The 26,496-nt window shown below is 47.5% G+C and carries 25 protein-coding genes; 19 read left to right on the forward strand and 6 right to left on the reverse strand.

Annotation, left to right across the window (positions count from 1 at the left end):
* The first annotated feature begins 148 nt into the window (after positions 1-148).
* The 4 genes from FAY32_RS00290 (at position 149) to FAY32_RS00305 (ending at position 4,170) form a co-directional block, all read left to right on the forward strand.
* Entirely contained in the window at positions 149-817 is a 669-nt protein-coding gene (locus FAY32_RS00290) for a hypothetical protein (protein ID WP_143461336.1), read from the forward strand.
* Between the two features lie 424 nt (positions 818-1,241).
* Positions 1,242-2,450, forward strand: coding sequence for an NAD(P) transhydrogenase subunit alpha (locus tag FAY32_RS00295; protein WP_143461337.1), 1,209 nt, complete (start codon positions 1,242-1,244; stop codon positions 2,448-2,450).
* Positions 2,447-2,758, forward strand: coding sequence for an NAD(P) transhydrogenase subunit alpha (locus FAY32_RS00300; protein ID WP_048732835.1), 312 nt, complete (start codon positions 2,447-2,449; stop codon positions 2,756-2,758). The genes FAY32_RS00295 and FAY32_RS00300 overlap by 4 nt, the downstream gene beginning before the upstream one ends.
* The gene (locus tag FAY32_RS00305) at positions 2,755-4,170 is read left to right on the forward strand and encodes an NAD(P)(+) transhydrogenase (Re/Si-specific) subunit beta (RefSeq protein ID WP_143461338.1); all 1,416 of its coding nucleotides are present in this window, start codon (positions 2,755-2,757) and stop codon (positions 4,168-4,170) included. The genes FAY32_RS00300 and FAY32_RS00305 overlap by 4 nt, the downstream gene beginning before the upstream one ends.
* Positions 4,171-4,266: 96 nt before the next feature.
* On the opposite strand, the gene FAY32_RS14575 is transcribed toward FAY32_RS00305, so the two are convergent.
* Positions 4,267-4,434: a hypothetical protein gene (locus tag FAY32_RS14575; protein ID WP_158727516.1), complete on the reverse strand. Its 168-nt coding sequence runs from the start codon at positions 4,432-4,434 to the stop codon at positions 4,267-4,269.
* A gap of 228 nt (positions 4,435-4,662) precedes the next feature.
* Between FAY32_RS14575 and FAY32_RS00310 the strand changes: the two genes are divergently transcribed.
* The 3 genes from FAY32_RS00310 to FAY32_RS00320 are packed head-to-tail and all read left to right on the forward strand — an operon-like array spanning position 4,663 to position 6,494.
* Positions 4,663-5,037 carry a GntR family transcriptional regulator gene (locus tag FAY32_RS00310; protein ID WP_143461339.1) on the forward strand — a complete coding sequence of 125 codons (375 nt, stop codon included), beginning with the start codon at positions 4,663-4,665 and terminating at the stop codon, positions 5,035-5,037.
* Complete coding sequence (locus tag FAY32_RS00315; protein WP_143461340.1) at positions 5,030-5,740, forward strand: ATP-binding cassette domain-containing protein; 711 nt, start codon at positions 5,030-5,032, stop codon at positions 5,738-5,740. The genes FAY32_RS00310 and FAY32_RS00315 overlap by 8 nt, the downstream gene beginning before the upstream one ends.
* A complete protein-coding gene (locus tag FAY32_RS00320) occupies positions 5,733-6,494 on the forward strand; it encodes an ABC transporter permease (protein ID WP_143461341.1) in 762 nt (253 codons plus the stop codon). Before FAY32_RS00315 ends, FAY32_RS00320 begins: the two co-directional genes overlap by 8 nt.
* A gap of 378 nt (positions 6,495-6,872) precedes the next feature.
* On the opposite strand, the gene FAY32_RS00325 is transcribed toward FAY32_RS00320, so the two are convergent.
* Positions 6,873-7,991: an ROK family transcriptional regulator gene (locus FAY32_RS00325; protein ID WP_143461342.1), complete on the reverse strand. Its 1,119-nt coding sequence runs from the start codon at positions 7,989-7,991 to the stop codon at positions 6,873-6,875.
* A 396-nt stretch (positions 7,992-8,387) separates the two neighbouring features.
* On the opposite strand from FAY32_RS00325, the gene FAY32_RS00330 reads away from it, so the two are divergent.
* The 4 genes from FAY32_RS00330 (at position 8,388) to FAY32_RS00345 (ending at position 14,266) form a co-directional block, all read left to right on the forward strand.
* Complete coding sequence (locus FAY32_RS00330) at positions 8,388-9,815, forward strand: glycoside-pentoside-hexuronide (GPH):cation symporter (protein WP_143461343.1); 1,428 nt, start codon at positions 8,388-8,390, stop codon at positions 9,813-9,815.
* 117 nt (positions 9,816-9,932) lie between these two features.
* Positions 9,933-10,712 (forward strand): SDR family oxidoreductase, encoded by a 780-nt coding sequence (locus FAY32_RS00335; RefSeq protein WP_225428251.1) that lies wholly within the window; start codon positions 9,933-9,935, stop codon positions 10,710-10,712.
* Between the two features lie 437 nt (positions 10,713-11,149).
* Positions 11,150-12,691 (forward strand): FGGY-family carbohydrate kinase, encoded by a 1,542-nt coding sequence (locus FAY32_RS00340; RefSeq protein WP_143461345.1) that lies wholly within the window; start codon positions 11,150-11,152, stop codon positions 12,689-12,691.
* Positions 12,692-12,901: 210 nt separating this feature from the next.
* A complete protein-coding gene (locus tag FAY32_RS00345; protein ID WP_158727517.1) occupies positions 12,902-14,266 on the forward strand; it encodes an MDR family MFS transporter in 1,365 nt (454 codons plus the stop codon).
* A 47-nt stretch (positions 14,267-14,313) separates the two neighbouring features.
* Here FAY32_RS00345 and FAY32_RS00350 read toward each other — a convergent pair whose 3' ends face one another.
* Positions 14,314-15,030: a sulfite exporter TauE/SafE family protein gene (locus FAY32_RS00350; protein ID WP_143461347.1), complete on the reverse strand. Its 717-nt coding sequence runs from the start codon at positions 15,028-15,030 to the stop codon at positions 14,314-14,316.
* A gap of 189 nt (positions 15,031-15,219) precedes the next feature.
* Here FAY32_RS00350 and FAY32_RS00355 point away from each other — a divergent pair, with 189 nt between their 5' ends.
* Positions 15,220-16,008: a tyrosine-protein phosphatase gene (locus tag FAY32_RS00355; RefSeq protein WP_143461348.1), complete on the forward strand. Its 789-nt coding sequence runs from the start codon at positions 15,220-15,222 to the stop codon at positions 16,006-16,008.
* Positions 16,009-16,110: 102 nt separating this feature from the next.
* Here FAY32_RS00355 and FAY32_RS00360 read toward each other — a convergent pair whose 3' ends face one another.
* Together FAY32_RS00360 and FAY32_RS00365 are read right to left on the reverse strand one after the other, a co-directional pair.
* Positions 16,111-16,683, reverse strand: coding sequence for a GNAT family N-acetyltransferase (locus FAY32_RS00360; protein ID WP_143461349.1), 573 nt, complete (start codon positions 16,681-16,683; stop codon positions 16,111-16,113).
* Between the two features lie 9 nt (positions 16,684-16,692).
* Positions 16,693-17,244, reverse strand: coding sequence for a TetR/AcrR family transcriptional regulator (locus tag FAY32_RS00365; protein ID WP_143461350.1), 552 nt, complete (start codon positions 17,242-17,244; stop codon positions 16,693-16,695).
* A 404-nt stretch (positions 17,245-17,648) separates the two neighbouring features.
* Between FAY32_RS00365 and FAY32_RS00370 the strand changes: the two genes are divergently transcribed.
* From FAY32_RS00370 to FAY32_RS00390, 5 genes are all read left to right on the forward strand, one after another.
* Positions 17,649-18,008 carry a VOC family protein gene (locus FAY32_RS00370; RefSeq protein WP_158727519.1) on the forward strand — a complete coding sequence of 120 codons (360 nt, stop codon included), beginning with the start codon at positions 17,649-17,651 and terminating at the stop codon, positions 18,006-18,008.
* A 160-nt stretch (positions 18,009-18,168) separates the two neighbouring features.
* Complete coding sequence (locus tag FAY32_RS00375; protein ID WP_143461352.1) at positions 18,169-18,693, forward strand: MarR family winged helix-turn-helix transcriptional regulator; 525 nt, start codon at positions 18,169-18,171, stop codon at positions 18,691-18,693.
* A gap of 27 nt (positions 18,694-18,720) precedes the next feature.
* Positions 18,721-20,490 carry an ABC transporter ATP-binding protein gene (locus FAY32_RS00380; RefSeq protein WP_143461353.1) on the forward strand — a complete coding sequence of 590 codons (1,770 nt, stop codon included), beginning with the start codon at positions 18,721-18,723 and terminating at the stop codon, positions 20,488-20,490.
* A 146-nt stretch (positions 20,491-20,636) separates the two neighbouring features.
* Complete coding sequence (locus tag FAY32_RS00385; protein ID WP_158727520.1) at positions 20,637-21,107, forward strand: DUF2975 domain-containing protein; 471 nt, start codon at positions 20,637-20,639, stop codon at positions 21,105-21,107.
* Positions 21,104-21,331 (forward strand): helix-turn-helix domain-containing protein, encoded by a 228-nt coding sequence (locus tag FAY32_RS00390; protein ID WP_143461355.1) that lies wholly within the window; start codon positions 21,104-21,106, stop codon positions 21,329-21,331. The genes FAY32_RS00385 and FAY32_RS00390 overlap by 4 nt, the downstream gene beginning before the upstream one ends.
* A gap of 45 nt (positions 21,332-21,376) precedes the next feature.
* Here FAY32_RS00390 and FAY32_RS00395 read toward each other — a convergent pair whose 3' ends face one another.
* Entirely contained in the window at positions 21,377-23,107 is a 1,731-nt protein-coding gene (locus FAY32_RS00395; protein ID WP_143461356.1) for a phosphatase PAP2 family protein, read from the reverse strand.
* A 283-nt stretch (positions 23,108-23,390) separates the two neighbouring features.
* On the opposite strand from FAY32_RS00395, the gene FAY32_RS00400 reads away from it, so the two are divergent.
* Both FAY32_RS00400 and FAY32_RS00405 read left to right on the forward strand, forming a co-directional pair.
* Entirely contained in the window at positions 23,391-24,956 is a 1,566-nt protein-coding gene (locus FAY32_RS00400; protein WP_143461357.1) for a glycoside hydrolase family 31 protein, read from the forward strand.
* Positions 24,957-24,977: 21 nt separating this feature from the next.
* Complete coding sequence (locus FAY32_RS00405; protein ID WP_143461358.1) at positions 24,978-26,408, forward strand: glycoside-pentoside-hexuronide (GPH):cation symporter; 1,431 nt, start codon at positions 24,978-24,980, stop codon at positions 26,406-26,408.
* The last annotated feature ends 88 nt before the right edge of the window (positions 26,409-26,496 follow it).

Consider the following 26,496-nt stretch of genomic DNA (forward strand, 5'->3'; position numbering starts at 1 on the left):
GAACCGCCTCGCTTCCCACGAGTGGGTGTGGTATACTAACCATTCGTAAGAAATTCAGAATGTATAAAATTGGAAATTTTAGGGACCTGCGGCGACGACTTTTAAATAGCAGCGCCAAGCAACCTAAATCATCAAGGAGGAACCACGTGTGACACTCACGACCGCAACAAACTATTTACTCTTGACCGAAAGAATCGGGCAGAAACCGACTCTCCGTACTCGGTTCACAGCCCAAGCCTATTTCGTCTTGGGCGCCTTACTCGATTTGATCGATCAACGGGTGCTGGTCGTGACGGGGGATAACCTCGCAATTGCGGACGACGCACAGTGGGAGAACCTCCCGTCTTATCTGTCGGCCTTTAAGATGCGGCTGCGCAATGACTTGATGCAGACCCCCCAGTTAAAGTCGATTCTAAAATTGGTGACCAGCTGGGATATTGCCAACACCATTTACGATGGCATTGGGGCTGAGACCTTGGCTGCTGGGACCACGGAACGGGTTTTATTTCAAAACAACCTGACACCACACGTGATTTACGAGCCTAAGGCGGCCAGTCGTCAGCAGGTGATCACCACCTTAAAGCAGCAGTTACAATCCGGTCAGGTGACCCACACGACGCTGAATCTCTTGATCATCCTAGAGCAAGAAGACGCGTTGAACTGGATATTTGGTGAGACCGAAATGACCACGCTGACTGGCCGCTTGCAACAGGTCACGGCCAACGATGCCTACGCCCAGATGGTCAAACAACTCACGACCGCTGCGAGTGAGATCATTGTGACCAAAAAGTTCTGGATGGACGGCTGGTTGAGTTAGTCAAGTGATGAAAATAGGTCCAGTACCAGTTTGTGAAAGCAAATCGGTGCGGGGCCTTTTTGGCGCTACGTGATTGGCGGCGTGGGACGGTATAAATTTTATAAATTTGATGGACACCACCGCGCACTCAATGTTCAAATTGTAAGGATACTTTTCCAAGATCAGCTGCGACTAATGGAAAAATTTTGGTGCAAGTGGACGGGGGATTTTATAACCATTGACTGGCTGATGACGTTTAATAATGAGAACAGTATTGATGATTAATCCCGTTTTTTACAGAAATAGTCGACTAAATGACCCTAAAATTCGTCAAATTCGACAAAATATCAAGATATTTATCAATTCGGCCGTTCGAGCATTGTTTTGCGCCCGAAAATGCCCTATAGTTAAGTTGTGAAGACTTTATCAAAAGGGGATGTATGGCATGTCAATTACCATTTCGGCTTTGAAAGAAGCACCTGGCGAGAACCGGGTCGCTCTATCACCGGACGTTGTTCGCAAGCTGGTCAAAAGTGATTATCAAGTGCTGATCGAACAGGGCGCCGGTGAAAGCGCCTTCTATCAGGATGCTGTCTACACGGATGCGGGGGCTAAAGTTGTTGACCGCGCTGCTGCTGTTAAGCAGGCGACCATTATCGCAACAGTTGGCCAACCGGGTGACGACGTTGTCGACCAATTACAAGCTGGTCAGACGCTTTTAGGGTTATTATCACCATTAACGGATTTAGATTTCGTTAAGAAATTAGCGGCTAAAAAAGTTAATGCGTTGGCATTTGAACTTTTGCCACGGACGGTTTCACGGGCACAAACGATGGACGTTTTAAGTTCACAAGCCAGTGTAGCCGGTTACAAAGCAGCCTTGTTGGCGGCAGACCGGTTCTCACGGTATCTGCCAATGATGATCACCGCTGCGGGGACTGCCAAGCCAACCAAGGTCTTAGTCTTAGGGACTGGGGTTGCAGGCCTGCAAGCGATTGGGACTGCTAAACGGTTAGGTGCGATGGTTTCCGGGTACGATATTCGTCCAGCATCACGGGGCGAAGTTGAATCCCTGGGGGCAACGTTCCTGACGACCTCTGTTTCGGCCACTGGTGAAGGCGGTTACGCGCGGGCATTGACTCCCGAAGAAACCGCCCAACAACAGGCAGAATTAGCTGAATTTATTGCCCAAAACGACGTGGTCATCACGACCGCACAAGTTCCTGGGCGACGGCCACCATTACTGGTTACCCAGAAATCAGTGGACGAAGCTAAGGCCGGCAAACTCTTTATCGATTTAGCTGCCAGTGATTTAGGCGGTAACGTAGCTGGTTCTAAGCCAGATGAAACGGTGACGACGCCAAATGACGCCCAAATCGTGGGTGCCGGCGATATGGCCAGTCAACTGCCAGCTTCCGCTTCTGACATGTACGCCAAGAACGTTCAGTCGGTCATCACGGATATTACCAAAGATGGCGAACTTGTCCTTGACGTGGACGATGAAGTGGTTGGCGAATTGCTCGCGACGTACCAAGGGGAAATTATCAGTAGTCGCGAACGCTCGGCGATGAAGCTACCAGAACGTCACCCTGCTAGCGCGGAGGAGACGCCCGCCGATCAACCAGACGATAAAAAAGGAGTTGATCAAGCATGAGTGAAGAACTATTTACGAACTTAGCAATCTTTGTTTTGAGTCTATTAGTCGGATTTGAAGTTATGAGTAAAATTCCAGCAACCTTACAGACCCCAATGATGTCTGGGGCCAATGCGATTCACGGGGTCGTTGTCGTGGGGGCATTTGTCATCGCGGCTGAGGCCAACAGCTGGGTCTTCTATTGTTTAGCATTCTTTGGGGCCTTCTTTGCGGCCGTTAACGTTGCGGGTGGTTATACCGTTACCGACCGGATGTTAGGAATGTTTGACCGCAAACCAGCAGCCAAAAAGGAGGATGATCAGAAATGAGTGCCTTACAGACGATTTCTTCCTTAATTTATTTGATATCCGCGGTCTGCTACGTTCTCGGTGTGCACATGATGCGTTCACCAAAGACCGCTCGGCGCGGGAATGGCCTGTCAGCCGTTGGGATGTTCCTGGCCGTCATCACAATTATTGTGACGATTATTGTTGAAGGTAAAATTGATGCCATTGGCTGGGTTGTCTTGATCTTGGGCCTGGCTCTGGGGATCCTTTATGGGGTCGTCAAAGCACGTAAGGTGCCAATGACCGATGTGCCACAACTGGTTAGTCTGTTCAACGCCGTTGGTGGTGGTGCTGCCGCCGTTATCGGGATCTTCGATTACTTACTTAAAGGTGACGGTGCTAGCTTAAGTATCGCCTTCTCCCTACCAGTTTTGCTGGACGTTATCATTGGGGGAATCACCTTCTCCGGGTCATTGATTGCGACCGGGAAACTTTCAGGTCACGTCTCCGGGAAGCCAATTACGGTGCCTGGTGCACGGATCTTAAACATTATTGTGGTCATTGCCATTTTAGCTTCAGCTTGGTTCATGATCGGTTCACCAACCAATATCTGGTATGTCATCTTAGCCTTGGCCATGAGTTTGGTCTTCGGGCTGTTAATGACGTTGCCAATTGGTGGGGCCGACATGCCGGTCGTGGTTTCACTGTTAAACGCCTTCACCGGTTTAGCGGTTGCCTTTGCCGGGTTCGTTATCAATAACCAAGTCTTAATCATTGCCGGTGCCTTAGTTGGGGCTGCCGGGACCATCTTGACCTTACAGATGGCCGACGCCATGAACCGGTCCGTGGCCAACATTTTGGCTGGGGGCTTTGGGACTGGTGACAGCGATACAGGTAGTGCTGCGGACGCCGTACCAGTTGACGTTAAGGAAACCTCTGCTGACGATATTGGGTTGCAATTGGCCTACGCTCAGAACGTCATGATCGTTCCTGGGTATGGGTTAGCCGCTGCGCAAGCACAACATGAAGTTGCCGAATTGGCCAAGGTCTTGACCGATAAAGGCATCAATGTAAACTATGCCATTCACCCAGTTGCTGGACGGATGCCTGGTCACATGAACGTGCTGTTGGCGGATGTCAACGTGCCTTATGAACAAATGAAGCAGTTGGACGATGCCAACCCAATGTTCGAAAGTACCGACGTCTCGCTGGTCATTGGGGCCAACGATGTTACCAACCCGTTAGCGCGGGAAAGTGGTAACGAAATTTCTGGGATGCCAATTCTGGACGTCGACAAGTCGAAGTCTGTCGTGGTGATCAAGCGTTCCATGAGTACTGGGTATGCCGGCGTGCAAAACCCACTGTTCTCCATGGACAACACGCAAATGTTCTTCTCCGATGCTAAGAAGGGGCTGCAAGACATTGTCGCTTCAACGAAGCAATACTTGGAGTAAGCGAGCAGAAATTGTAAATGCGTCAAATTAAAGCGTCACGTTAGTTGCCAATTTGGTGGCTAGCGTGACGCTTTTTTATGACCTGATGTTTTACAGCTAGGAGTCTTCCTTTCGTCGCTGTTTGATGATGACAGCAAGTGAACCGGCCACGTAGAGCGTTAAGCCCAAGATGTGAATCAGAGTGAATGTCATCGTACTGGCGAGATATAAGAAGACAAAGATAGCGATAGTAGTGGCAAACTCGCTTTTCTTCAGATATTCCATTAGAATGCGCCTACTTTCTCAATGCTTAGGCACAGTATACGACTACGGCATAAGGTGTAGGCGGCATTGGACAGGAGATAGCCCGGTCAGCGAACAATCTGTTGGCAGGGGCTATGTTAGTGGCGACCAGTGGGGTGTAGGCGGCCACTAAATAGCGAGGGCTTGCCAATCATCAAAATCCATGTTATAGTGTAATGGTAAAATATAACACTAGGGAGGCAGGACAATATGAAGTTTGATGATAAGGTACCAATTTACTATCAAATCAAGAATTACCTTTATCATGAAATGATGACTGGCACGCTTGGACCAGGGGATAAGCTACCAGCAGTTCGCCAGCTAGCGGTTGACTTAACGGTCAACGTCAATACCGTTCAGCGGGCACTCGGGGAAATGATCACGGAGGGGACAATCGAGTCTCAGCGGGGAAAGGGGAATTTCGTCACGATGGATACGAATCGAATTACCCAACTAAAGGAGCAGTTAGTCATCGAGCAATTGGAACGCGTCTACAACGAATTACATGCGTTAAATTTAACGGATGAGCAGATTTTGACGAGTCTGCAGACCTATATTGAGCGAAGGGGGCAACAACATGACTAACGTTTTAACGATTGAGCAGTTATCCTATAAACACAATTTAAAAACGATCTTAGAGAACGTTGATTTGACCCTGGAAACGGGAAAGATTGTCGGCCTGTTAGGGGAAAACGGTGCCGGTAAAACAACGTTGATGCGGTTAATTACGGGGAGTGCCAAAGGGTCTGGAACGATTACGGTTTGTGGGGATCGGGCAGTCGCCCATCAAAAGAGCAACGTCAGCTTTACCGAACAACTCAAAGGCTTTCGGGCGAATACTAAGATTGATCGCATCGTTGATTTTTACCGGGCGGTTTATCCAGACTTTAATGGCCAACGCTTCGAAGAGCTCGTGACGTTCTTACAGATCGATACGAGCTTAAGATTAGGGGCACTGTCCAAGGGGATGAAGGAAAAGGTAGTCATTGCCTTGACCTTGGCCCGCCAAACGCACTTGTATCTGTTAGACGAGCCGTTTAGTGGTATTGATAGCATGAGTCGTAAGCGCATCATCAGCAGTATCATCAAATGGAAGCCGGACGACGCCACGATGATCATCAGTGACCACTATGTCTCCGAAATTGCGCCGATCCTAGATGAGATCGTGGTGGTTAAGGACCACACCATTTATACACACAGACAGAGTGATGAGATTCGCGAAGAGTTTGGCTTGGGCATCGAAGCATACTACGAAAGTCTATATGAGGGGGGCGTCAACCATGACTAGTTTCGGAACGTTGTTTAAAGTCATGAGCCGTGATCGATTCCGGTTGGTGAATAAAATAATTTTGGCAGAGCTGGCTGTGATTGCGGTAACCCTATTGTGGAGCCTGATGACCTCCGGCGTGGAAGGCGGCGAAATCTTTGGTGTCACGGGCGCCTGGTCATTTCCGACCTTCTGGATTGTATTCATCATGTTAAGCGTCGCCAATGAGCGGGTCTTTACGCGGGATACGTACCGGTTGATTCCAATTGGGGAAACGAAACTATATACAGTTAATCTATTATCAGCCTTTGCCATGATTTTATATTTTGCCGTGGTGCAAGTTATTTTCTACCTGGTCACGATGATGGCCGAAAAAGATTACTTATTGCGTCTATTTTCAGATATTAGTGGTGGACCGGATACTGCAACCGCAGTGAAGGCAACGCTGGGAATGTTTATACTGGGGCTCTCAATTATCATAATGGGACTGACCACAATTTCCTTGGTCCACTTGACGGTGAGTGCGACGAATAACTTCTTACCAAATATCAGTCGGCGGGCAGTGGACATTGTGTTATACATTATCGTGATCTACTTACTCGTCCGGATTGCCATCTTTGTCTTTAACGAGATCAACAATTTCGGCAGCTTGCTCAGCACGGGGATGCAAACGCAATTTATCCTTAACATCTGCGGCGTCCTAGTGATTGCTTTGGTGGAAGCCATTATTAACGTGTTCCTACTAAAGAAGTGGGTTGAAACGATTCCGAATTAGAATTTTGATCAGATTAAAAAGGAGTCAACTTAGCATTATTGCTAGGTTGGCTCCTTTTTGAGTGATAGCAACTAAAAATTGAGCCTGAAGAAGTGATTCTAATCTTGGTCAGCAGCGATGATTAGATTTGCTTTTAGCGCTGACAGTTAGCTCATTGCTAAATCTAGGATGACGTCTTAATTGACAGCGCGTTAAGTAGCCGTGAGTGAGTCAAATTTGGACTCAGCCGTGGGATTTTTCAAGTGTTCTCCTTGAAAAATGGCGTCTTTGAGACAGCGATTTTCTGGCTCAAAGCGAGGCCAAAGACCGCTTCTCAGGCTTTGGCCGTCCTCCCCACCGCGTTCCAGTCCAAATTTGGCGAACGGTAAGGCGGCATTGTTAGAGGTTGGCCAATTGTTCGCGGATGGCCGGAATGGCCGCGCCGATTGCAACGGCGTGGTCGCTGACCGTTCCCAAGTGGAGATAGCTTTCGGTTTCGGGGAACACGGATAGTTTTTTTAAGCGCGCTTTTAAGGCGGTCAGGTCCTTCTCCGTCAGGTGTTTGGTGATGGCTCCCGCAAGAACTAAGGGAATGTCGACAAACATGTGCAGGTTGTAAATTGATTCTGCCAAGTAGTCGAGGTAGCGTTCGAAACGCTTGCTGACGGCCGGATCGTGATGGCGAAGGTCACTGAAAAAGTTAGCGGCAGCTTCGTTGGGCTGTAACAAGGAGCTCAATGAGCAGTAAGTTTCAATGCAGCCACGGCGGCCACAGTAACAGACAGGACCGTCAATGGAGTTCAACGTGATATGTTCCATGGTGCCATTTCGACCACTGGGACTGTTGAGCATTTTACCGTTAATGATGATGGCGGTGCCAATGTGTTCGCCAATCGACAGAAAGATCCCGTCGGTCGGATGCTGCGCGTATTCCGCCCGAGCCACGCAATCCGCGTCGTGATAAAAGGTGACGGGGAAGGGCAGGTATTGCCCAAAATTAGCAGCCTTCATCCCTGTGCAGTTGAGAATTTTACCATAGAGAATAGTGGTCCCATCGTTAGAGATGAGTCCCTGAATCCCAATACCGACGCCGGAAATCTGAGTCAAACTGAAGCCACGGTCTTTGATGGCGGCGAGAATCTGTTGGGCCAAAGCTGCGGCATACTGGTCGTCATTGGCAAAGGGCAGTGAGATTGTGTGGAGCGTGAGCACTTCTTTACGTAAATTCAAAACGGTCATGGTCGCATAGTTCGCAAAAATTTCGACACCGACACTTAGGCTGACATTCGGGTCGATCGCATAGGCGGTGGCGCGGCGGCCAATTAAGGATTTGAGCTGACCACTTTTGACAATCAACTGCTGCTTAGTTAGTTTCTGCAAGTTGGCGCTAACGGTGGGGAGACTCAGGTTCAATTGGTCTGCGATATCTTGCTTGGATAATTTTTCATTAGCGTAAAGCAAGTGATAAATATCGGAGTAATTCGAATGTTGAATGGACTGCATGTTACTTGTACTCATAGCTAGCTCCTTTCAGTGGTGTAATTACACTTAGTTTATCACAGTTTATCCAAATAGAAAGTCAATTTACAAAATAATGTAACCGTTATCAATTAAAGTGAATGAATAACTGGTCTAGGTAATTTCAGGGGAGTCGTCACTAAAAATTAGGAGCAAACGGGGTTCTTGTTCAATTTATAGATAAGAATAATTATCTAGCTAAAATTTGACGACCGAAAGATTGGGGGAAATTAGTCGTATCAAGGGCTCCTAAACGGTATAGGCAACCTGTGAAATAGATAATTAAATGGAAAATCAATTGCCAATGTAACCGATTGCAGATATAATGGCAACTGAATTGATTTTATAAAATGCATTTATAAAACAGTTTTCTATTTTACAAGAGGGGTGTTTCTGGTGAAAAAGTATATTTCCTACGCATTAGGGACGTTTGGTCATGATGCGTTCTACAATACGCTCAGTATTTATTTCATGATGTTTCTGACAAGCCAGCTCTTCACGAATTCCGGCGATGAAAAAATGGTGGGAATTGTCACCACCATGGTCGTGGTGATTCGAGTCGGTGAAATCATGTTTGATCCGATGATCGGTGGCATCGTGGACAACACGAATACCCGCTGGGGAAAGTTCCGCCCGTGGATTATGATCGGGTCAGCGGTGGCCGCAATTGGTCTCGTCTTTCTGTTCTCCGACTACTTTGGTCTAGCATGGAACAGTCCAATCTTTTACCTGATATTGGTAGCGATTACATTTTTGACGATCGATGTCTTCTATTCGTTTAGTGACATTGCCCTGTGGTCGATGTTGCCGGCTGTGAGTTTGGATAACAAGACGCGGACTAAATTTGGAACCGCTTCCCGGATTGGATCAACGTTGGGGGCCCAGATTGTTATTGTGATTATCACGCCAGCAATTCTGCTGTTTTCGCATTGGATTTCCAAGGTGCCATTCGGGCAACAAACGCGTGCCGGCTGGACCGGGTACGTTCTGATCGTGGCGTTGTTGTGTGTCGGTGGCGCGCTGATTACCTGCTTGAACATTAAAGAAGAGCATAATCTGATTCGCGCAAACGTCAAGCACACCACCGTATCCGACATTTTCCGGGCAATTGGGCGTAACAAGCAATTGCTGTGGATTGCAGCGTCATATTTTCTATTTGCTTTTAGCTACGTGGTGACCAATTCCTTGCTGATGTACTACTTCACGTACCGGTTAGGAAATGCGGCCGCCTACACCTGGGTTGGGGTAATCACGTGTATCTTGGGCGTGATCTCGGTTTCCCTGTTCCCGGCGCTAGAGTCGTTGATTCAACGTAAGGCCATCTACGTTGGGGGAATTGCGTTCATGCTGATAGGCTATGTGATTTTCCTGTTTGCAGGGCAGAATTTAACCCTAGTTCTAGTGGCAGTTGCGTTTTACTTCTTCCCCTACCCACTGATCTTTTTGGCAACGTTGATGACGATTACCGATAGTGTTGAGTATGGGCAATTAATTAATGGTGTCCGGAATGAATCGGTGACCCTATCTGTCCGGCCACTGATCGACAAGCTAGCCGGGGCAGCCTCCAACGGGATCGTGGGTATTGTTGCCGTGGTTGCGGGGATGACTGGCAATGCAAAACCAGCGGATATCACTGCGGGAGGTGTTGCCCAATTCAATATGTTCATGTTCTATATTCCAATCGTCTTATTGGTGATTGCCGCGGTCATCTTCTACACCAAGGTCACCTTAACGGAAGCCAAGCATGCTGAAATTGTTGCGGAACTGCGGAAACGCTTGAAGTCACAGCAATCAGCACCTACTGAAACAGCACCAACAGAATAGAAAATGAAAACGTTGTCAAAAACCTATTGACTTCTAGAACTTTTGGAATTATGCTTATTTACGAATTAAAGAAAGTCGTTTTATAAAATGTCTTTCAAACAAAAAATGGAGGGATTCATGATGGGTATTTTAGATCGTATGCGTCTAGACGGTAAGAAAGCTTACGTTACGGGCGGTGCACAAGGATTAGGTAAAGCAATGGCAACCGGATTAGCAGAAGCAGGTGCCGATGTCGCCATCGTTGATATCAACATCGACAAGGCCAAGGCAACAGCCGCTGAGATTGCTAAGGCTACTGGTCAAAAGGCAATCGCCATTAAGACGGATGTTACCGACCCTGAACAAGTTCAAAACATGGTCGAAACAGTCGTTAAGGAATTAGGTGGTTTGGATGCAGCCTTCAACAACGCTGGTGTCTGCATGAACATTCCAGCCGAAGAAATGACGTTTGAACAATGGCAAAAGGTCGTTAACTTAAACCTGAACGCGGTCTTCCTTTGCTCAACAGCTGCTGGTCGTTACATGTTGAAGCAAGGTTCTGGTTCAATCGTCAACACGGCTTCAATGTCGGCCCACATCGTTAACCGGCCACAACCACAATGTTCATACAACGCAACTAAGGCCGGGGTCATTCAATTGTCCAAGTCCTTAGCCATTGAATGGGCCAAGAAGGGTGTGCGGGTCAACACCATGAGTCCTGGTTACATGGGAACTGATTTGACCTTGAACTCACCTGACTTGAAGCCATTGATCAAGACTTGGAATGACTGGGCACCACTTGGCCGCTTAGGTAAGCCAGAAGAATTACAAGGCATGGCTGTTTACTTGGCCGGCGATACCAGCAGCTTCTCAACTGGTTGTGACTACTTAGTTGATGGTGCCTTTACAGCATGGTAAACCGTCCATTAGCGTTAAGTAACGCACAGGATGGCTGTCACGTCGAGAAAGTGTCTGACTAATATCAAGCTAGCATTGTTAGATTAGTTGTTAGTCGCGACCAACCTTAAGCCCACAGTGCTACTCCTTAGATATTTGCAGATGCTGGGAACTTAAGCCCAACTCGAAGTTGGCAGTAAACAACGTAACGATTAACAATGTAAGCGGTTGATTTCTGAAAAAAGGATTCACCCTGAGCATTGCTGAATTTACCGCCATTACGTTGGAATTCAGGTAAACCGGTGGTGGCATCTGGGGCCACTGCCGGCCAATCGGTGTGAATTGTAGCGCACTGATTAATAATTACATTTAAATTCGTTGTGGAACTGACGCTTTAGGTGACGGCCTAAAACGAAAGTCTGACCTTAACTTTTTTAGGAGAAGAGAGGAACGCCGACATGAAGTACTTAATTGGAACTGACATTGGGACATCAGGAACGAAGAGTATTCTGATGGACACCAACGGTCATTTGGTTGCACAAGATTTGGAAGAATATGACGTGTTAACTCCCCGGCCACTCTGGGCAGAACAATGGCCAGATGTCTGGGTTAAGGGAGTTAAGGACTCCATTCGCGCCGTTGTGCAAGAGAGCGGGGTTGACGCTGCAGACATTAAGGGAATTGGCTTAAGTGGTCTGTACGGTGGCTCTGGTATTCCCGTTGACAAGGACATGAATCCAGTTCGACCGGATCTGATTTGGATGGACCGCCGGGCAGCTAAGGAAACGGAATGGGTCAAGGAACACATTGACCTTGACCGGTTATCTGAGATTACTGGCAACGATGTGGTCGATCCGTACTACGGTTACACGAAGGTTCTGTGGATTAAGAATCACGAGCCAGAAAATTGGAAGAAAACGGCTTTGTTCTTGCCACCTAACAACTATGCAATTTACAAGTTGACCGGTGCCGTTTCAATTGATTACTCTGCCGCTGGTAATATCGGTGGTTTCTACGACATCAACACGGGAACTTGGTCCAAAGAAATGATGGATGCCATGGGTGTGCCAATGGATAAGATGCCACAGAAGTTTGTGGATGCCACGGAGATTGCCGGGCGTTTGACCAAAGAAGCCGCTGCAGATCTAGGGCTGAATGAAGGAACCCCCGTTATCGCTGGTGGTGTCGACGTTGGTGCTGCCAACATCGGGATGGGCGTTCTGGAACCGGGACGCTACGTTGCTGCAATTGGGTCTTCCATGAACGCTGCCTTGGTTAGCGAAAAGCCGATCAAGGGTCGGGGCATGATCGTTTGGCCATACCCTTACAAGTCACGTGACTTGGTTTACAACTTCAGTGGATCCGCAACAGCGGGGGCCATTACAAAATGGTTCCGGGATAACTTCGGGGATGCAGAAGTTGCCGTTCAAAACCAAGGCGGTAAGAATGCCTACGTGACCTTGGGTGAAGAAGCGAAGGATGTTCCGGCTGGTAGTCGGGGATTAGTGGTTCTGCCTTACTTTATGGGCGAACGCGCACCAGTCTGGAATTCCGATGCAAAGGGCATGGTCTTTGGGCTGTCACTGGTCCACACGAAGGCCGATCTCTTCCATGCCTTTGAGGAAGCTGTTTGTTACGCATTGCGGCACAGTATCGAGAGTACTGGCCGTGACTTAGGTGATTACATCGTCATTGCTGGTGGGGTGACCCACTCCAAAGCCTGGGTTCAAATGTTTGCTGACGTTACGGGCTACGCTGTTCGGACACCAGTTGATGATGCCGAAGCCAACTTAGGTGACGTGATGTTGGCTGGCCTGGCAACGGACACGTTGACCACGGATGAAGTTCAAAAGTGGCAAGTTCTGGGTGACAAGGTGGAACCACGGGCAGCACAACATGCAACCTACAATCAGTATTACCAACTTTACCGCAACCTTTACAAGGATTTAGGCGACGATATGCATGATCTGTCATTGATCTCTGGAATTGAAGAATCCTAAATAAATGAAAAAGAGTCTGGGATGAGCTCCTGGACTCTTTTTGCGTTGGTAAGGTGGCCGCGAGTGACCGACGGCCATATCGCGCCTCAGGTTGACAAATAGCAGTCGTATCCATATGCTAAAAAGAGCAATTTTTGACGCAACTAGGTTGTCAGCAATGCTCAGTTGCGGCTAAATGCGAAACTACATATGAAGGTTGTTGGGCAAGTTATGCATAAGAATCGTTTTTCCTTCGCGCTGATCATGATCGGTGCGTTTCTCAGCGTTCTTAACCAGACGCTGATGTCGACTGCCTTACCTGCAATCATGCGGGCGTTTCACATTACCACGGCCCAGGGACAGTGGCTCAACAACGGTTACTTATTGATCAACGCGCTGATGATTCCAACTACGGCGTATTTGATCAAACGGTACACGACGCGTCAACTCTATTTCACAGCTTCACTAATTTTTATTTTGGGGTCGCTGATTGGCGCCACGGCACCGGTTTATCCGATTCTAATCCTTGGTCGGATGATTCAGGCATTGGGCGCGGGCATCATTATCCCCCTGGTCAACGTGGTCGTGATGACGTCAACGAAACCCAGTGAGCGGGGAGCGGCCATGGGAATCGTTGGGTTAGCGTTGAACTTGGCGCCAGTCTTGGGGCCAACGGTCGCGGGGGTCATTTTAACGCATCTGAGCTGGCAATATTTGTTTGGCTTAACGTTACCGTTGATGGTGCTCGACGTGCTTTTAGCACCTAAGTTTTTAGAAAATGTGGGCGATTTGCATCGCCAGCCGTTGGACCGGACGGGGTTACTTCTGTCTGGACTAGGGTTGACGTTGGCGCTCTATAGTTTTTCCAACGTGGGGGAAACGGCATTCCTGTCACTCAAGGGCATTGTGCCGTTGGTCTTGGGAGCGTTCCTGTTAGGATTGTTCACCAAAAGTCAGTGGACAAAGACGGCACCACTGCTAAATTTACACGTGTTTCGTTACCGGCAGTTCAATCTACCCCTGATCATTAACATGTTGTTGATGGTCACGATGTATGGGAATGCCATTATTATTCCAGTGCTAGTACAAAATGTATTTCATCAAAGTGCGCTGATCTCGGGGCTGACATTGCTGCCGGGATCAGTTTGTACGGCCATTATTTCACCATTGAGTGGTCGATTTTATGACAAGTACAATTTTAGACGAATGGTGATGGTCGGCTTGACCATTGATATGAGTGGGTCGTTACTGTTGAGTGCTACGGGGAGTCACTCGTCGATGGCGTACGTGATCGCTGGGCAGACGATTCGCCAACTAGGATTGGTGTTGGTGCTGATTCCAATTCAGACGCACGCTTGGTCCATGCTCCCATTGCCAATGATTCCGGACGGCGTGGCAGTTTTCAATACGTTACGGCAGGTGGCAGCTTCATTTGGGACGGCGTTACTGGTGGCCATCATCAGTCTGACGAGCACCAGCCACATTCATTGGTCGATGGACAGTCAGCTGGTCGGCATTAAGTTTAGCTATCTCCTGTCAACGGGGATGGTCTTTGTCTGCTGGTTATTAGCACGACAGTTGCAGAAAGCAGATTAACTAAAAAACGGGTCAGATGACAAACCGCCATCTGATCCGATTTTTAGTTAAAAGAATAGATAGTAGACGCCGCTGACGCCAATGAAAAGGTAGACCAGACGCTGAACCATGGTCATATTCATGCGATTCAACAGGTGATTGGCAATAATCGTTCCCCCGACGGCGCCCACCATGCCAACGAGGATAATGGGAATGTCTTGGACGACCAGAATGCCGGTGGTGACACGTAGCGTGGTGATATAGATGATGTCGATCAGGAAGAAGGCTTGAACGCTGGCAATGTATTCGGGGGTTGTTTTCGCTAAGGACAGGAAGTACAGGGCCATCAGCGGCCCACCAATGCCAAATAAGCCATTGAAAAATCCCGAGATAATCATAAATATCCCGGCTACCAGTATGGGAAATTGTTGATTACTGGTTCGCTTAACGAAGGAAAAATAGAGGGCCAAGACAATCAGTAGCCCACCAAGGAGGGCACGGAGCAACTGTGTATCGAGAATTCGTCCCAGGTGAACGGACCAAGATGCCACACCAGCGTAGATGAGAAAGGGAATGACGATTCGTTTGAAGCAAATCTCGTGGCGGTAGCGAATGACAAGCGTGAGCACGCTGGCCGACATAATCAGTGCGGCGACCCCGGCGCTTTGGTCGATAGGCAGCAGTGATGGTAAAAAAATCATCATGATAATTGCCGCACCGAATCCAGTTAGTCCCTGCACGAGACCGGCGAGTACGCAGGGGATAATAATTAATAACCAGGACATCTGGAGCCCTCCTTAAAGTCTTTAGCGTCAAGTCTGAATGTCTTGGCGAGGAAAGTCAACACACCGGGATTGACGACCTTTTCATTATACATTTGATAAGATTTTATACAAAATGCTTACATGAAATTTGTCGGTCCTTTACATAGACTTGGTATTCTAAAAACATTCAGAAAGGGGAAATTAATAACTATGCGATTCCAGACAGTACTGGCAACACTCGGTTGTTCCTTAGTCTTAGCGACTGCGGTGACACCAGCCTACGCCGCTACCGCAACACCGACAGATGCACAACTGCAACCCGCTATCTCACAAAAGGTGAGCCGGCCGATTCATTTGAGTGGTCCTGAAAACATGCGTGACATGGGGGGCTACAAGACCAAGACGGGTCAACGGGTTAAGATGGGCAAGCTGCTTCGGAGTGACTCCTTAGAAAAATTGACGATTTCTGATCAACTTCAATTGACGGCTAACTATCACTTGAGTGAAATTGTCGATTTACGGACGACGGAACAAATCTTGAAGAAGCCGGATCCCGTGATGGACGGTGTAAAGTATATGCAGGCTTCCGTTTTGGGTACGAAGTCCAACTACGACAACGATGACGAAGGTATGTACTTCGACATGGCGACCAAGGGTGCTGCTCGTCGTAGTTACCGTAATCTGTTAGTACAAATCGCTGAAAACAAAAAAGGCGCACTTCTGTTCCACTGTTCTCATGGAATGGACCGGACGGGGACGTCAGCAGCCATCATTTACAGCATCTTAGGCGTAAGCAAGCGTGACATCGAACGTGACTACTTACTGTCCAACACGCAATTAAACGTGACGTGGGCTAGGCCAGCATTATTGAATTCTTTCTACAAGCAAGTAGACAAGCAATACGGCTCCATGGATAACTACGTGAAAAAAGGTCTGAAGATTACGCCAGCCCAAATCAAGGCAATCAAGGCCAATTTATTAACTAAAGCTGCACACTAATTGAAAAATTAGGTGTAGGGGACTGGCTAAAGCAAACAAATTTTTAGCCGGAATAGAAAAAAGCGTCCGACTCACCTTTGCGAGTTGGACGCTTTTACCTATTTAGTAATTGTCAGGAATCCCCAAACTATGGACTTCTAGGTTGACGAAGAACCGAAAAAGGATGCCGGAATAATGGCGAACGACCTTTTCCAATTCCTTGCTGTCCATGTCACCGTTCCAGGTCATGACTTGGTAGGGCAACCCTTGTTCTTCAATCCAGAAGGGCGCCATTTGAAAGCCGTGATTTTCAAAGAAGCGGCGGCGTTGGACACGCTGCGTATAGTTTTCAGCACGCGCACTAAGGTATTCGATGGTGACGCTGAGCCTTTTTTGCGGATAGGTTGCCTTTAATTGCTCTAACAATTGGCCACCGTAGCCCTTGGTTTGGCTGGCCGGTTGAATGGCTAAATAGAAAATGTAAATCGTGTCGTCGTGAAAGATGAGATAAACAAAACCCACAAATTGATTGCCATCGTAGAGCGTGTAGAAGTGGACGATTGACGATTGCGCCTTGATTCGAAGAATAGAAAAGGGAACCTGTTCAGTTGTGGGCCAACTTTGCAAATATAAGCGTCGGACAGCAAGCCGATCTTTGACCGACGTATGGTTGAAGGGAGTTAAAGTAAGCGTAATCGAGACCTCCTAGGGTGAGAACTTGGCGAGAAGCGTATCAATAATTTGAGCGAGCTGGTCAGCACTGACAGCTAAATTTCCGGTAAGCCAGTCGGTAAGAACACCAATGGCACCAGCAGTGGTAAAGGCAACCGTCACTTGAATAGTAGAATCGTTCGGATCGAATTGTCTTTCGGCCATGACTCGCTGGGCAAAGAGTTCTTTGATTTGTTGCATGACTTTACCGCTCTTCTGGTTCTGAAGCAGAACTTTGAAGAGGGTAGCGTTAGCAGTTAAATATTGTGTAACGGCGCGGAAAAGGGCAACAAAGTCATCATTGTCCTTTTTCACGACAGCGGGATATTTTTGATCGAATAATTTAGTTAAGTTGCCAATGGCCTCGTTAATGATCTGATCATATAAATCATCAACGTCTGAATAGTGAACATAGAACGTTCCTCGTCCAATATTAGCAATTTGTGTAATCTCGGAAACCGCGATTTTTTGCAATGGTTTTTGTTGTAAAAGTTGAAGAAAAGTATCCTTGATTAAGCGCTGAGTCTTAAGACTTCTACGGTCCATTGAGTAACACCTTCTATCTGTTATTCTAACGATAAGTAACTATCTGATTTAATCATTGATAGAATGGTTCTAACTATGTTTAATCAACATAACGATATATAGTATAAGCACTCAACTAAAAAAAATCAACACCTGTTCAATAACTTTTAGTGAATTGCCACTTTGTAAGCGATTAATGGTGCATTAAATTAAAAAATGGGTACAAAAAAGCCCCCATCAATCCGAGATGGAGGCAACTAGTTGATCCATAGGTTACATCTGGAATGTACAGAGCAACTAGGCAGGCGCAAACCTGCATAGATAAGCATACCTGTTCTATCGGTGAAAAGCTAGGAAAACTTGAAAGTTCTCTAAATTAGTTTTTGATGGTAGAATGTGAGGCATCAAAAGATGAGGTGAATCGAATGCAAAAAACACGTGTTATGCTCTACGTAACCGATGTCGAGCGGTCTGCGCAATTTTGGCAAGATTACTTTGAGTTATCACTGGTGTCCAAGACGCCGTTGGCAGATGGGTCACAAAATGTGGTTTTGGCAGTGAGTGCGGGGACGGAACTTTCTTTATTCTCACGTCAGTTTATTGAGAAATATTCGCCAGAGGTTTTGGATAATGTGCCTTCATTAATGTTCTTTAGTGACCGGTTTGAGGAATTGCATGACGAATTGCCTGGTGCGACTGAAATTGTTGATGACAATGGTCAGCTGGCATTTGGTTTTCCAGATCCGGACGGTATTTATTTCGCCGTCGGACAAGCAACTGCATAATTTTTGAAAGGTTGTGGCGTGAGTCACAACTTTTTTTGACCAATAAATGCCGGTGCGACGGTAATCTCCAGCTTTTAGTTAGCTTTTAGTTAGTTTTTGTTGTTAAAAGCTAACTAAAGTGCTAAGATAATGACACGAATTTAAAGAGGAGGTCTGAAGCATGTCAGATGAAAGTCGTGACTTATTGCAAAGTTTTGGAAAATTACTACAGAATCGAGAATTCTTGATGGTGATTGGCCATCAAGCCGGCATGGGAGGTCATGGTGGTCCTAACGGTAACGGTGGTCGAGGACAGATGCGGCTATTGCAGCTCTTGCATCACGCTAGAAACGGCATGACCAACGCAGATATTGCGGAAATTTTGGATATTCGCCCGAGTTCCGTTAGTGCGACTATCAGTCGTTTGGAAGACATGGGCTTGGTGGAACGGGTCCCTAGTGAAGCTGATAAGCGGGCCGTGATTGTTAAACTCAGTGATCAAGGACAAAAAATGTTTGCACAGTATGATCAACGGGTAGATGGTTTGTCTGAAAAGTTATTCGGTGGCTTAGATGAAAATGAACAGGCGGATTTACAACGTTTATTGACGAAATTGAGTCATCAAGTGAGTGATTTGGATTGGGGAGATTTAAACCATCGCGGAAACGATTGGCCCCATCATGGTTTTGGGCCCCGCTGGTTTTAATCACGTTTGAAATGAGGCGTAAGAGAGATGGAACGAAGAGTAGCAGCACCAAGTGTTAAACGGTCCCGAGTTGGGAGCAAATTCGATTTTAAAGGTTTTATGCATTTGATTCGCCAAACTAAGCCGAAGTATTGGCAATTGTGGGTGGGACTGGGCCTAGGGGCATTGGCCACGGGGGCCCAACTAGCCGTTCCCAAGTTGGCCCAATCCTTAATCAACGGGTTGGGCCATGCGCTAAATCAGCCGTTGCTGATTGGCGTAATTGTTTTATTCATTGTCAGTGCCTTAGTGAGTGCCTTTTCGGGTGCCTTACTCGGATTCTTCGGTGAAAACGTGGTTGCCCGGTTGCGAGAGATTCTGTGGCAAAAGCTGGTCCGGCTCCGGGTAAGTTATTTTGATAGCGTTAAGACCGGGGAAATGACCTCGCGACTCGTTAACGATACTATGCAGATCAAAGACTTGTTAGCCAATTCGTTCCCACAAATGGTAACTGCCCTCCTGCAACTTGGTGGGGCACTCGTCATCATGTTATTCATGGACTGGAAGATGACGGCCATTATGTTTATTGCTGTGCCATTGATGATGTTAGTCATGTTTCCCATTATGCGTCTGAGTAATAAGATTGGACATCAACGTCAAGATACCATGGCAGCGTTCAGTGGAGCAACCAATGAAACGTTGGGTGAAATCCGGTTGGTCAAGTCCTCCAATGCAGAGAGTTACGAAACACAGACTGGTAGTCAACAGATTGGGCGCCTTTATCAGATTGGACTAAAGGAAGCCATTTACGATGCTATTGCGGGTCCGGTCATGACGACAAGTATGTTAGCGGTTTTTGTGGGTGTCCTGGCTTACGCAGCGGCGCGAGTTTCGGCGGGCACCATGAGCATGGGGACGATGTTCTCATTTCTGATGTACTTGTTCCAAATCATCGGCCCAGCGGGGACCCTGGCGCGCTTCTTCACGACGCTGTCAAAGGCCAGTGGTTCTACTGAACGAGTTCGGGATTTACTTGCCGAACCGGAAGAACAATTGTTGACGGGGGTAACACAATCCGTCAGCGACCAAGCTTTGGCAATGGAACACGTTGATTTTGCCTACGATGATGATGGTGAAATGATTTTGCATGATGTGAATTTTGAGGCCAAACCGAACTCGGTAGTGGCTTTTGCGGGACCATCTGGTGGTGGCAAGTCGACGATCTTTGGACTGCTCGAACGTTATTACCAGCCACAGAATGGCCAGATCACGATTGGAGGTCAGGACGTGGCGACTCTAAATCTGAGTGATTGGCGGTCACAGATTGGTTACGTGAGCCAGGATTCAGCCATTATGGCGGGCACAGTTCGGCATAACTTGACGTATGGTTCTGACCAAACCTATAGTGACGAGGAATTGTGGCACGTGTTGCGGTTGGCGTCGGCGGATGAGTTTGTCAGTCATATGACCGATGGCTTGGATACACAAGTTGGTGAACGCGGGGTCAAAGTTAGTGGGGGTCAGCGCCAGCGTCTGGCGATTGCGCGGGCATTCCTACGTGATCCTAAGATTCTGTTGTTGGATGAAGCCACCGCTAGTTTGGATTCAGAATCAGAAGCGATGGTCCAACAAGCGCTTAGCCAATTGATGAAGGGCCGCACGACATTGATTATTGCGCACCGTCTGAGTACGATTGTCGATGCAGATAATATTTACTTTGTGGAAAATGGGCACATTAGTGGTCATGGCACCCATCAGGAATTAATGGCCAGCCTGCCAATTTACAAAGATTACGTTAGAATTCAATTTAAAGAGTAGTCAGAAAAAGCGTGAATCGCGATAGAAAGCGGGACCACGCTTTTTTGCTGGTTTCAACCTGGCATTTGTTGTATCTTAATGCTTATTTATTGTTTATCAATAAATAAATGGTGTATTCTGAATTTAGACAAAAGGAGGGATCCGTCGTGAAACGAGAAACGTTGCTGCTAAAGTTAGCTTTAGCTGTTATCGGTTTGGTCGTCATTGGGTTGGGACTAGTTGTGGTGCCATTTTTGGTGGATGGCACGATGCACATCCTGCACGGTTTTTCATTCGTCATGGGTGGCGGGCTATTAGTAACGTGTGGTTGTGTGCTAAATGCAATCGGGCAAGCCTACATGCTCCTACGGCGAGTTGATCAGAATACGGCTTTTTCACCGCAGTCAATTATTGCGTTCAAACGAATTAAATGGAGTGCTTATCTGGTGGCAATCGTATTCTTAGCCATGTTACCGTTAGCTTATTGGTGGGCGAACGCGGCTGATGCCCCAGGAATTCTGCTATTATCGTGTATTATTTTGGCCGTAGCGATGACCATTGGTATCTTTGCTAGCATTCTGCAAAAATTGGTGACCAATGCGTTTGCATTTAAGACAGAAAATGAGCTGACAATATGATTGTAATTAATTTAGACGTGATGCTAGCGAAGCGCAAGATGACACTAACAGAACTCTCCAATGCGGTCGGCATTACCATGGCTAATTTATCAATTTTGAAAACTGGCAAAGCACGTGCGGTTCGGTTTTCAACGCTGACGGCACTTTGCCAGGTGTTAAACTGCCAGCCGGGAGATTTGTTGGCATATCAGGAAACGAATGAAGACACAGAAAAAGGATCGTGACGACAACCGCCACGGTCCTTTTTAGGTAGATTTTTGTTTTGCTTTTTACTTTTCTAACATAACGGCGTGTTTCGTGTAAACAATGTGCCAGCCCTTAGGTAAACCGGAAACGTGGTTGAACTTCCCCTTGTGTGCATGGAAGGTCATCAGTTTTGATCCGTTCTTTAAGGCGCCGGCCGTTAATTTTAGCGTCCCGTTCAGCTTAGCCGTCTTCTTGATGTTGACGTGAGCATCACGGCTTAGCTTCAATTGACCAGCCTTGGCTTGTTGGAAGTTACCCTTAATAGTGACCTTAGTGGTTGCTAATTGAAGTTGGCCACCCTTAATTGTGACATTTCCTTTACCCAGAGCGGAAGTCGTTGCCAATTGTAAGGTCCCAGCCTTTAACAGCGTACCGCCCGTGTAGCTGTTGTTACCACTCAACGTTAAATGACCTGAACCGGTCTTCGTCAGTTGCCCCTTACCGGCAATGTTGTTCCGCCAGTTGTCCTTAGCGTTGAAACCACCTTGGCTAGCATCCATGTTGACCGTGACCTGGTCATTGAGGGCACCGTAACCGTTGGCGGCAGAGAAGAGATCTAAGCGACCCCAACCTTCAGCATCATCCATAATCGGGTAGCCAGATGGCATCCCAGTCGTGAAGAGGACATCACGTCGTTGGGCAGCATTTAGGTAAGGTAATCGTGTGGCTAAGAGCACTTCGGCTCCCTTAGGAACGCGCATGGCTTGCGTGGTGTTGCCAGTTTGACTAAAGCCATAGGTCATCCGGAAACGGTAGGCATCGCGGTTAATTTGGTAGTCTTTAAAGTCGTCGGTTGCGGAGAGTTCCTTGGTCTTCAATAGGGAATCGGTATGGGCAACGGCGTAGGCTTGCTTCATCAGTTCTTGGTTCTTAGGATCATTTAAAGTTGCAGCCGTCATGGCGGTTCCGACCATTCGGCCGCCCATTACGGCTAAAGGTGAGTGCCGACCGGCCAAAATACGGTCGTAACCAACTTCAGAGGAACGGGTAATCAATTCTTGGAACCGTTCGGGAACGGCATAAGCCAACGCTTCACCGGTTTCGAAGGCAGCAGTCGTGTGACCACTAGGGAAGTCGTAGTCGTCAGCCTTAGCAGCTGCCATCACTTTAGATAGCGCAGGGATTACTTTAACGTCACTACTTTGGCGGTAAGGACGAACGTAACGAACGACGTGTTTGACGACACCGGTACCGGAGAATGGTGAGCTTGCAGTGGTATCCACCAGCTTAACCAGGGGACCAAGTGGTGAGGTCGTAGATGCCCAAGTTACCTTACTGTAGGGCGCATTTGCAGGAAGTGGGGTACTTGGCATGGTACTAAAGTCAGTTTTAGCATCAGCATTTTTAATGAATGCCGATGCGTAGGGCCCTAAGCCAGAAATCAGGTTGTAGCGCAGATTGCGGCGGTCGGTCAGATAGGAACGGGTGGCTTCTGCATCCGTTCGTTTCTGGGTAATGGCAGCAGACTTACCCACGTTTTCACCTAACAGGACGGGATTCGTCGCCTTGTCGTTATTCCAGTATGTAGAGAACTCGGCCATTTCACCAATAACGGGGTTGTTGGTCTGAGTCGTGTTTTTCTTGATGTTTTGTTGGTACGTATCTACAAAGTAGCCATAAGGGGCGACGTGTGTAGAGAGATCGTCAGTCGTTGTTGCGGCGCTAGCCACGGTTGTTGCCATGGGAAGCGTCACGGCAACTAAAGAAAGAATCGTTGCGGCATGCTTGGTCCAAGTACGTTGTCTGTTTTTCATGAAAATACCTGCCTTTCAAAAGTGCGGTGACGTTTTCATTTCTGGTTACATTCACATCATAACGTAGCAATTGGAGATTGTCAGTAGGGTTAATTAAAACAATACACTAACCAAACAAAACCATTACATAGCGTTCGGAGCCAGGTCTCAGGAGGGTTGGTTAAAAAATTAAGTTACTTAATTACTCCAAGGGGTAAAACGATAGCGATTCGAGTTGCTATCGTTTCGAAATAGATTTGGCTATGATAAGACAGAAATCACCAAATATTGGGAGGAAGTTCTGATGATAACTTTTGATGAATTGACAGCAAGTTTGACGGCACCACTGGAGATCCCCGTTTTGGAAGATGAAGAGTGGTACGGCGGTTGTGTGGCTGATGGCTCGCAGTACCCGTTAACTCGTGAGAGTACATATGAGCTTGATTTGATTCATTTGGTGAATGGCAACCAGGTGGCCCCCATTTTCCTATCTACGAAGGGCCGAGCCATCTGGAGTGCGACCCCCTTCAAGTTAACGTTGGCTGATGGTGTCTTTCACATCATTACGCGCGATTCCGTCACAGTGGTCACCGGGGCTGATGGTCTTCGTGGCGCACAACAAGTGGTCGCTGAACAGGCCTTTCAGTTGGGTAAGATGCCACCGCGGGCATTCTTTGATTTGCCCCAATGGAATACCTGGATCGAATTACTCTATCAACAGAATCAGGCTGATGTTTTAAAGTACGCGCATGGGATTGCTGATAATGGGTTTCCAGCTGGAATTATCATGATCGATGATTTGTGGGCAGACTACTATGGACGTTGGGAATTTTCTGCACGAAAGTTCCCCGATCCTCGTGCCATGGTCGATGAGCTTCACGACATGGGCTTCAAGGTCATGGTATGGGTTTGTCCGTTTGTTAGTGCGGACTCGATGGAGTATCGTGAATTGCGCGATAAACAGATGTTGTTGCGCGAACCATCGGGTGAGCCGGCTGTCCGTGAATGGTGGAATGGTTACAGTGCCGTCTTAGATTTGAGTAACTCAGAGACGTATGACTGGCTAAAAGGTACGCTGCAAAAGTTACAAGCCGATACTGGCGTTGATGGGTTTAAGTTCGACGCGGGTGATGCCCACTTCTACAAGGATACCGACGTTTCGGCCGGTGAGTTGAGTCCACAACAACAGACCCAACTGTGGGGGGAGTTTGGTGCAGAATTTCCTTACAACGAATTTCGGGCCAACTACCGTAATGAAGGGGCACCGTTGGTTAATCGCCTGCAAGACAAGCGTTTTGAATGGGGCAAAGATGGCCTATCCGAGTTGATTCCGGACACGATTGCTCAAGGCCTGCTGGGTTACTACTTCAGTTGTCCAGATATGATCGGTGGCGGTGAAATTCGTAGTTTGATTACCCTCGACCATTTTGATCAAGAGCTTATTGTCCGCTCTGCACAATGTTCGGCATTGATGCCAATGATGCAATTCTCAGTGGCGCCATGGCGGGTACTCGACCAGGAACATCTCGCCCTATGTCGTCAAGCGGCAAAGCTTCACCAGCAATTCGCCGGTGATATTGCGACCTTAGCAGAAAATGCGGCGCAGACCGGCGCGCCAATCGTGCGCTCCATGGCTTACGACTTCGCCGAAACCAAGCGCCAATACTTGAATACACAGTTTATGCTGGGAAGCGATTTCCTGGTTGCTCCAGTCTTAGAGCAACATGCGACCCAAAAGGCCATTTACTTCCCTGCTGGCCAATGGCAATCCGTCACTGGCGAGGCCACAATCATTACAGGACCAGCTGAACGGCAAGTATCGGTAACGTTACAATCTTTACCAGCTTACCGTAAGTTATCGTCAAATTAAGGGAAAATGGGGCGCGAGATTATGGAAAACAATACAAATCATGGTTGGGTCAGCCGGACATCTTATGCATTTGGAGCGTTCGGTCACGACCTGTTCAACCAAGTCATGAACAGTTACTTCATCATGTTTGTCACGAACCACTTATTTAATTCTTCAGATACGGCCTACAACAATAAAATGATTGGAATCATGACGACAATCATCTTCGTTCTCCGGGTCGCTGAATTGTTCATTGATCCTTTCATTGGGAATACGATTGATAAGACCCAGACCCGGTGGGGAAAATTCAAACCTTGGGTCGTAGTGGGGACCATTGTTTCTGGTTTAGCCATGATGCTCTTATTCAGTGATATGTGGGGCCTGACCAGTAAGCCAATGTATTACCTGTTTATCTTTACCTTTGTCTACATCGTTATGGATATCTTCTTTGCTTTCAAAGATATTGGTCTATGGTCCATGTTGCCAGCGTTGTCATTTGACTCACTGGAACGGGAAAAGACCGCGACGATTGCACGGGTTGGGTCCACGTTAGGTGGGACAATCGTAACCGTGACAATCATCCCAATGATTTTAATGTTTTCAGCCACTAACGAGGGTGGTACTGGGGATAGCCGAGGGTGGTTCCTGTACGCCGTCATCGCCGCTATCATCGCACTTTTGGGAGCGGTTTCAATTGGGTTTGGGACCAAAGAAGTGAACTCTCGTTTGCGGGAAAATAAAGAAGAAACCGGATTTAAGAAGGTGCTGTGGATTCTGGTCCACAACGATCAACTGCTATGGTTGGCGTTAGCGTACGTACTGTACGGGTCTGGGGTCTACCTGACCAACTCGCTCATGCTGTACTACTTCACCTACGTCTTGGGTGACGCCGCTAAATTCTCTATTTTGGGGATGCTGAACATGGGAATTGGCCTGCTGGCCGTTTCCCTGTTCCCAGCGTTGGCTAAAAAATTCAAACGGCGGAATGTCTTCGTCATTTGTGTTGTGATTATTTTTATCGCAATCGGGATCTTCTCCTTTGCTGATAAGAACCTCTGGTTAGTTCTGTTGGCTGGTGCGCTGTTCAACTTGCCACAACCACTGGTCTTCTTGGTTGTTTTGATGACCTTTACCGATATCGTGGAATATGGACAATTGAAGTTGGGACACCGGGATGAGTCCTTGGTTCTGTCCATTCGGCCACTGATCGACAAATTGTCTGGAGCAATCGTGACTGGGATTACGGGGATGACGGCAGTGATGGCCGGGATGTCCGGTAATGCCAAGGTGAGTGCGATGACGGCTAGCAACGTTTGGACGTTGAAAGCTATCATGCTGGGCACACCGATCGTAACCGTGATTATCGGGACCATTATCTTCTTGAGTAAAGTTAAGATTACTGAAGAGAAACATGCGGAAATCGTTGCCGAGTTGGAAAAAACTTGGGGCAAGGATGACGTCGAAGACAAATAGGTCAACTAAATAGCGGACGCCGTCGAACTTAAGTGGTTTGGCGGCGTCCGTTTTTAATTATCTCAGTCGTGGTGAGAACTGAAGGGTG

This window comes from Levilactobacillus enshiensis, assembly GCF_007115095.1.
GTDB lineage: Bacteria > Bacillota > Bacilli > Lactobacillales > Lactobacillaceae > Levilactobacillus > Levilactobacillus enshiensis.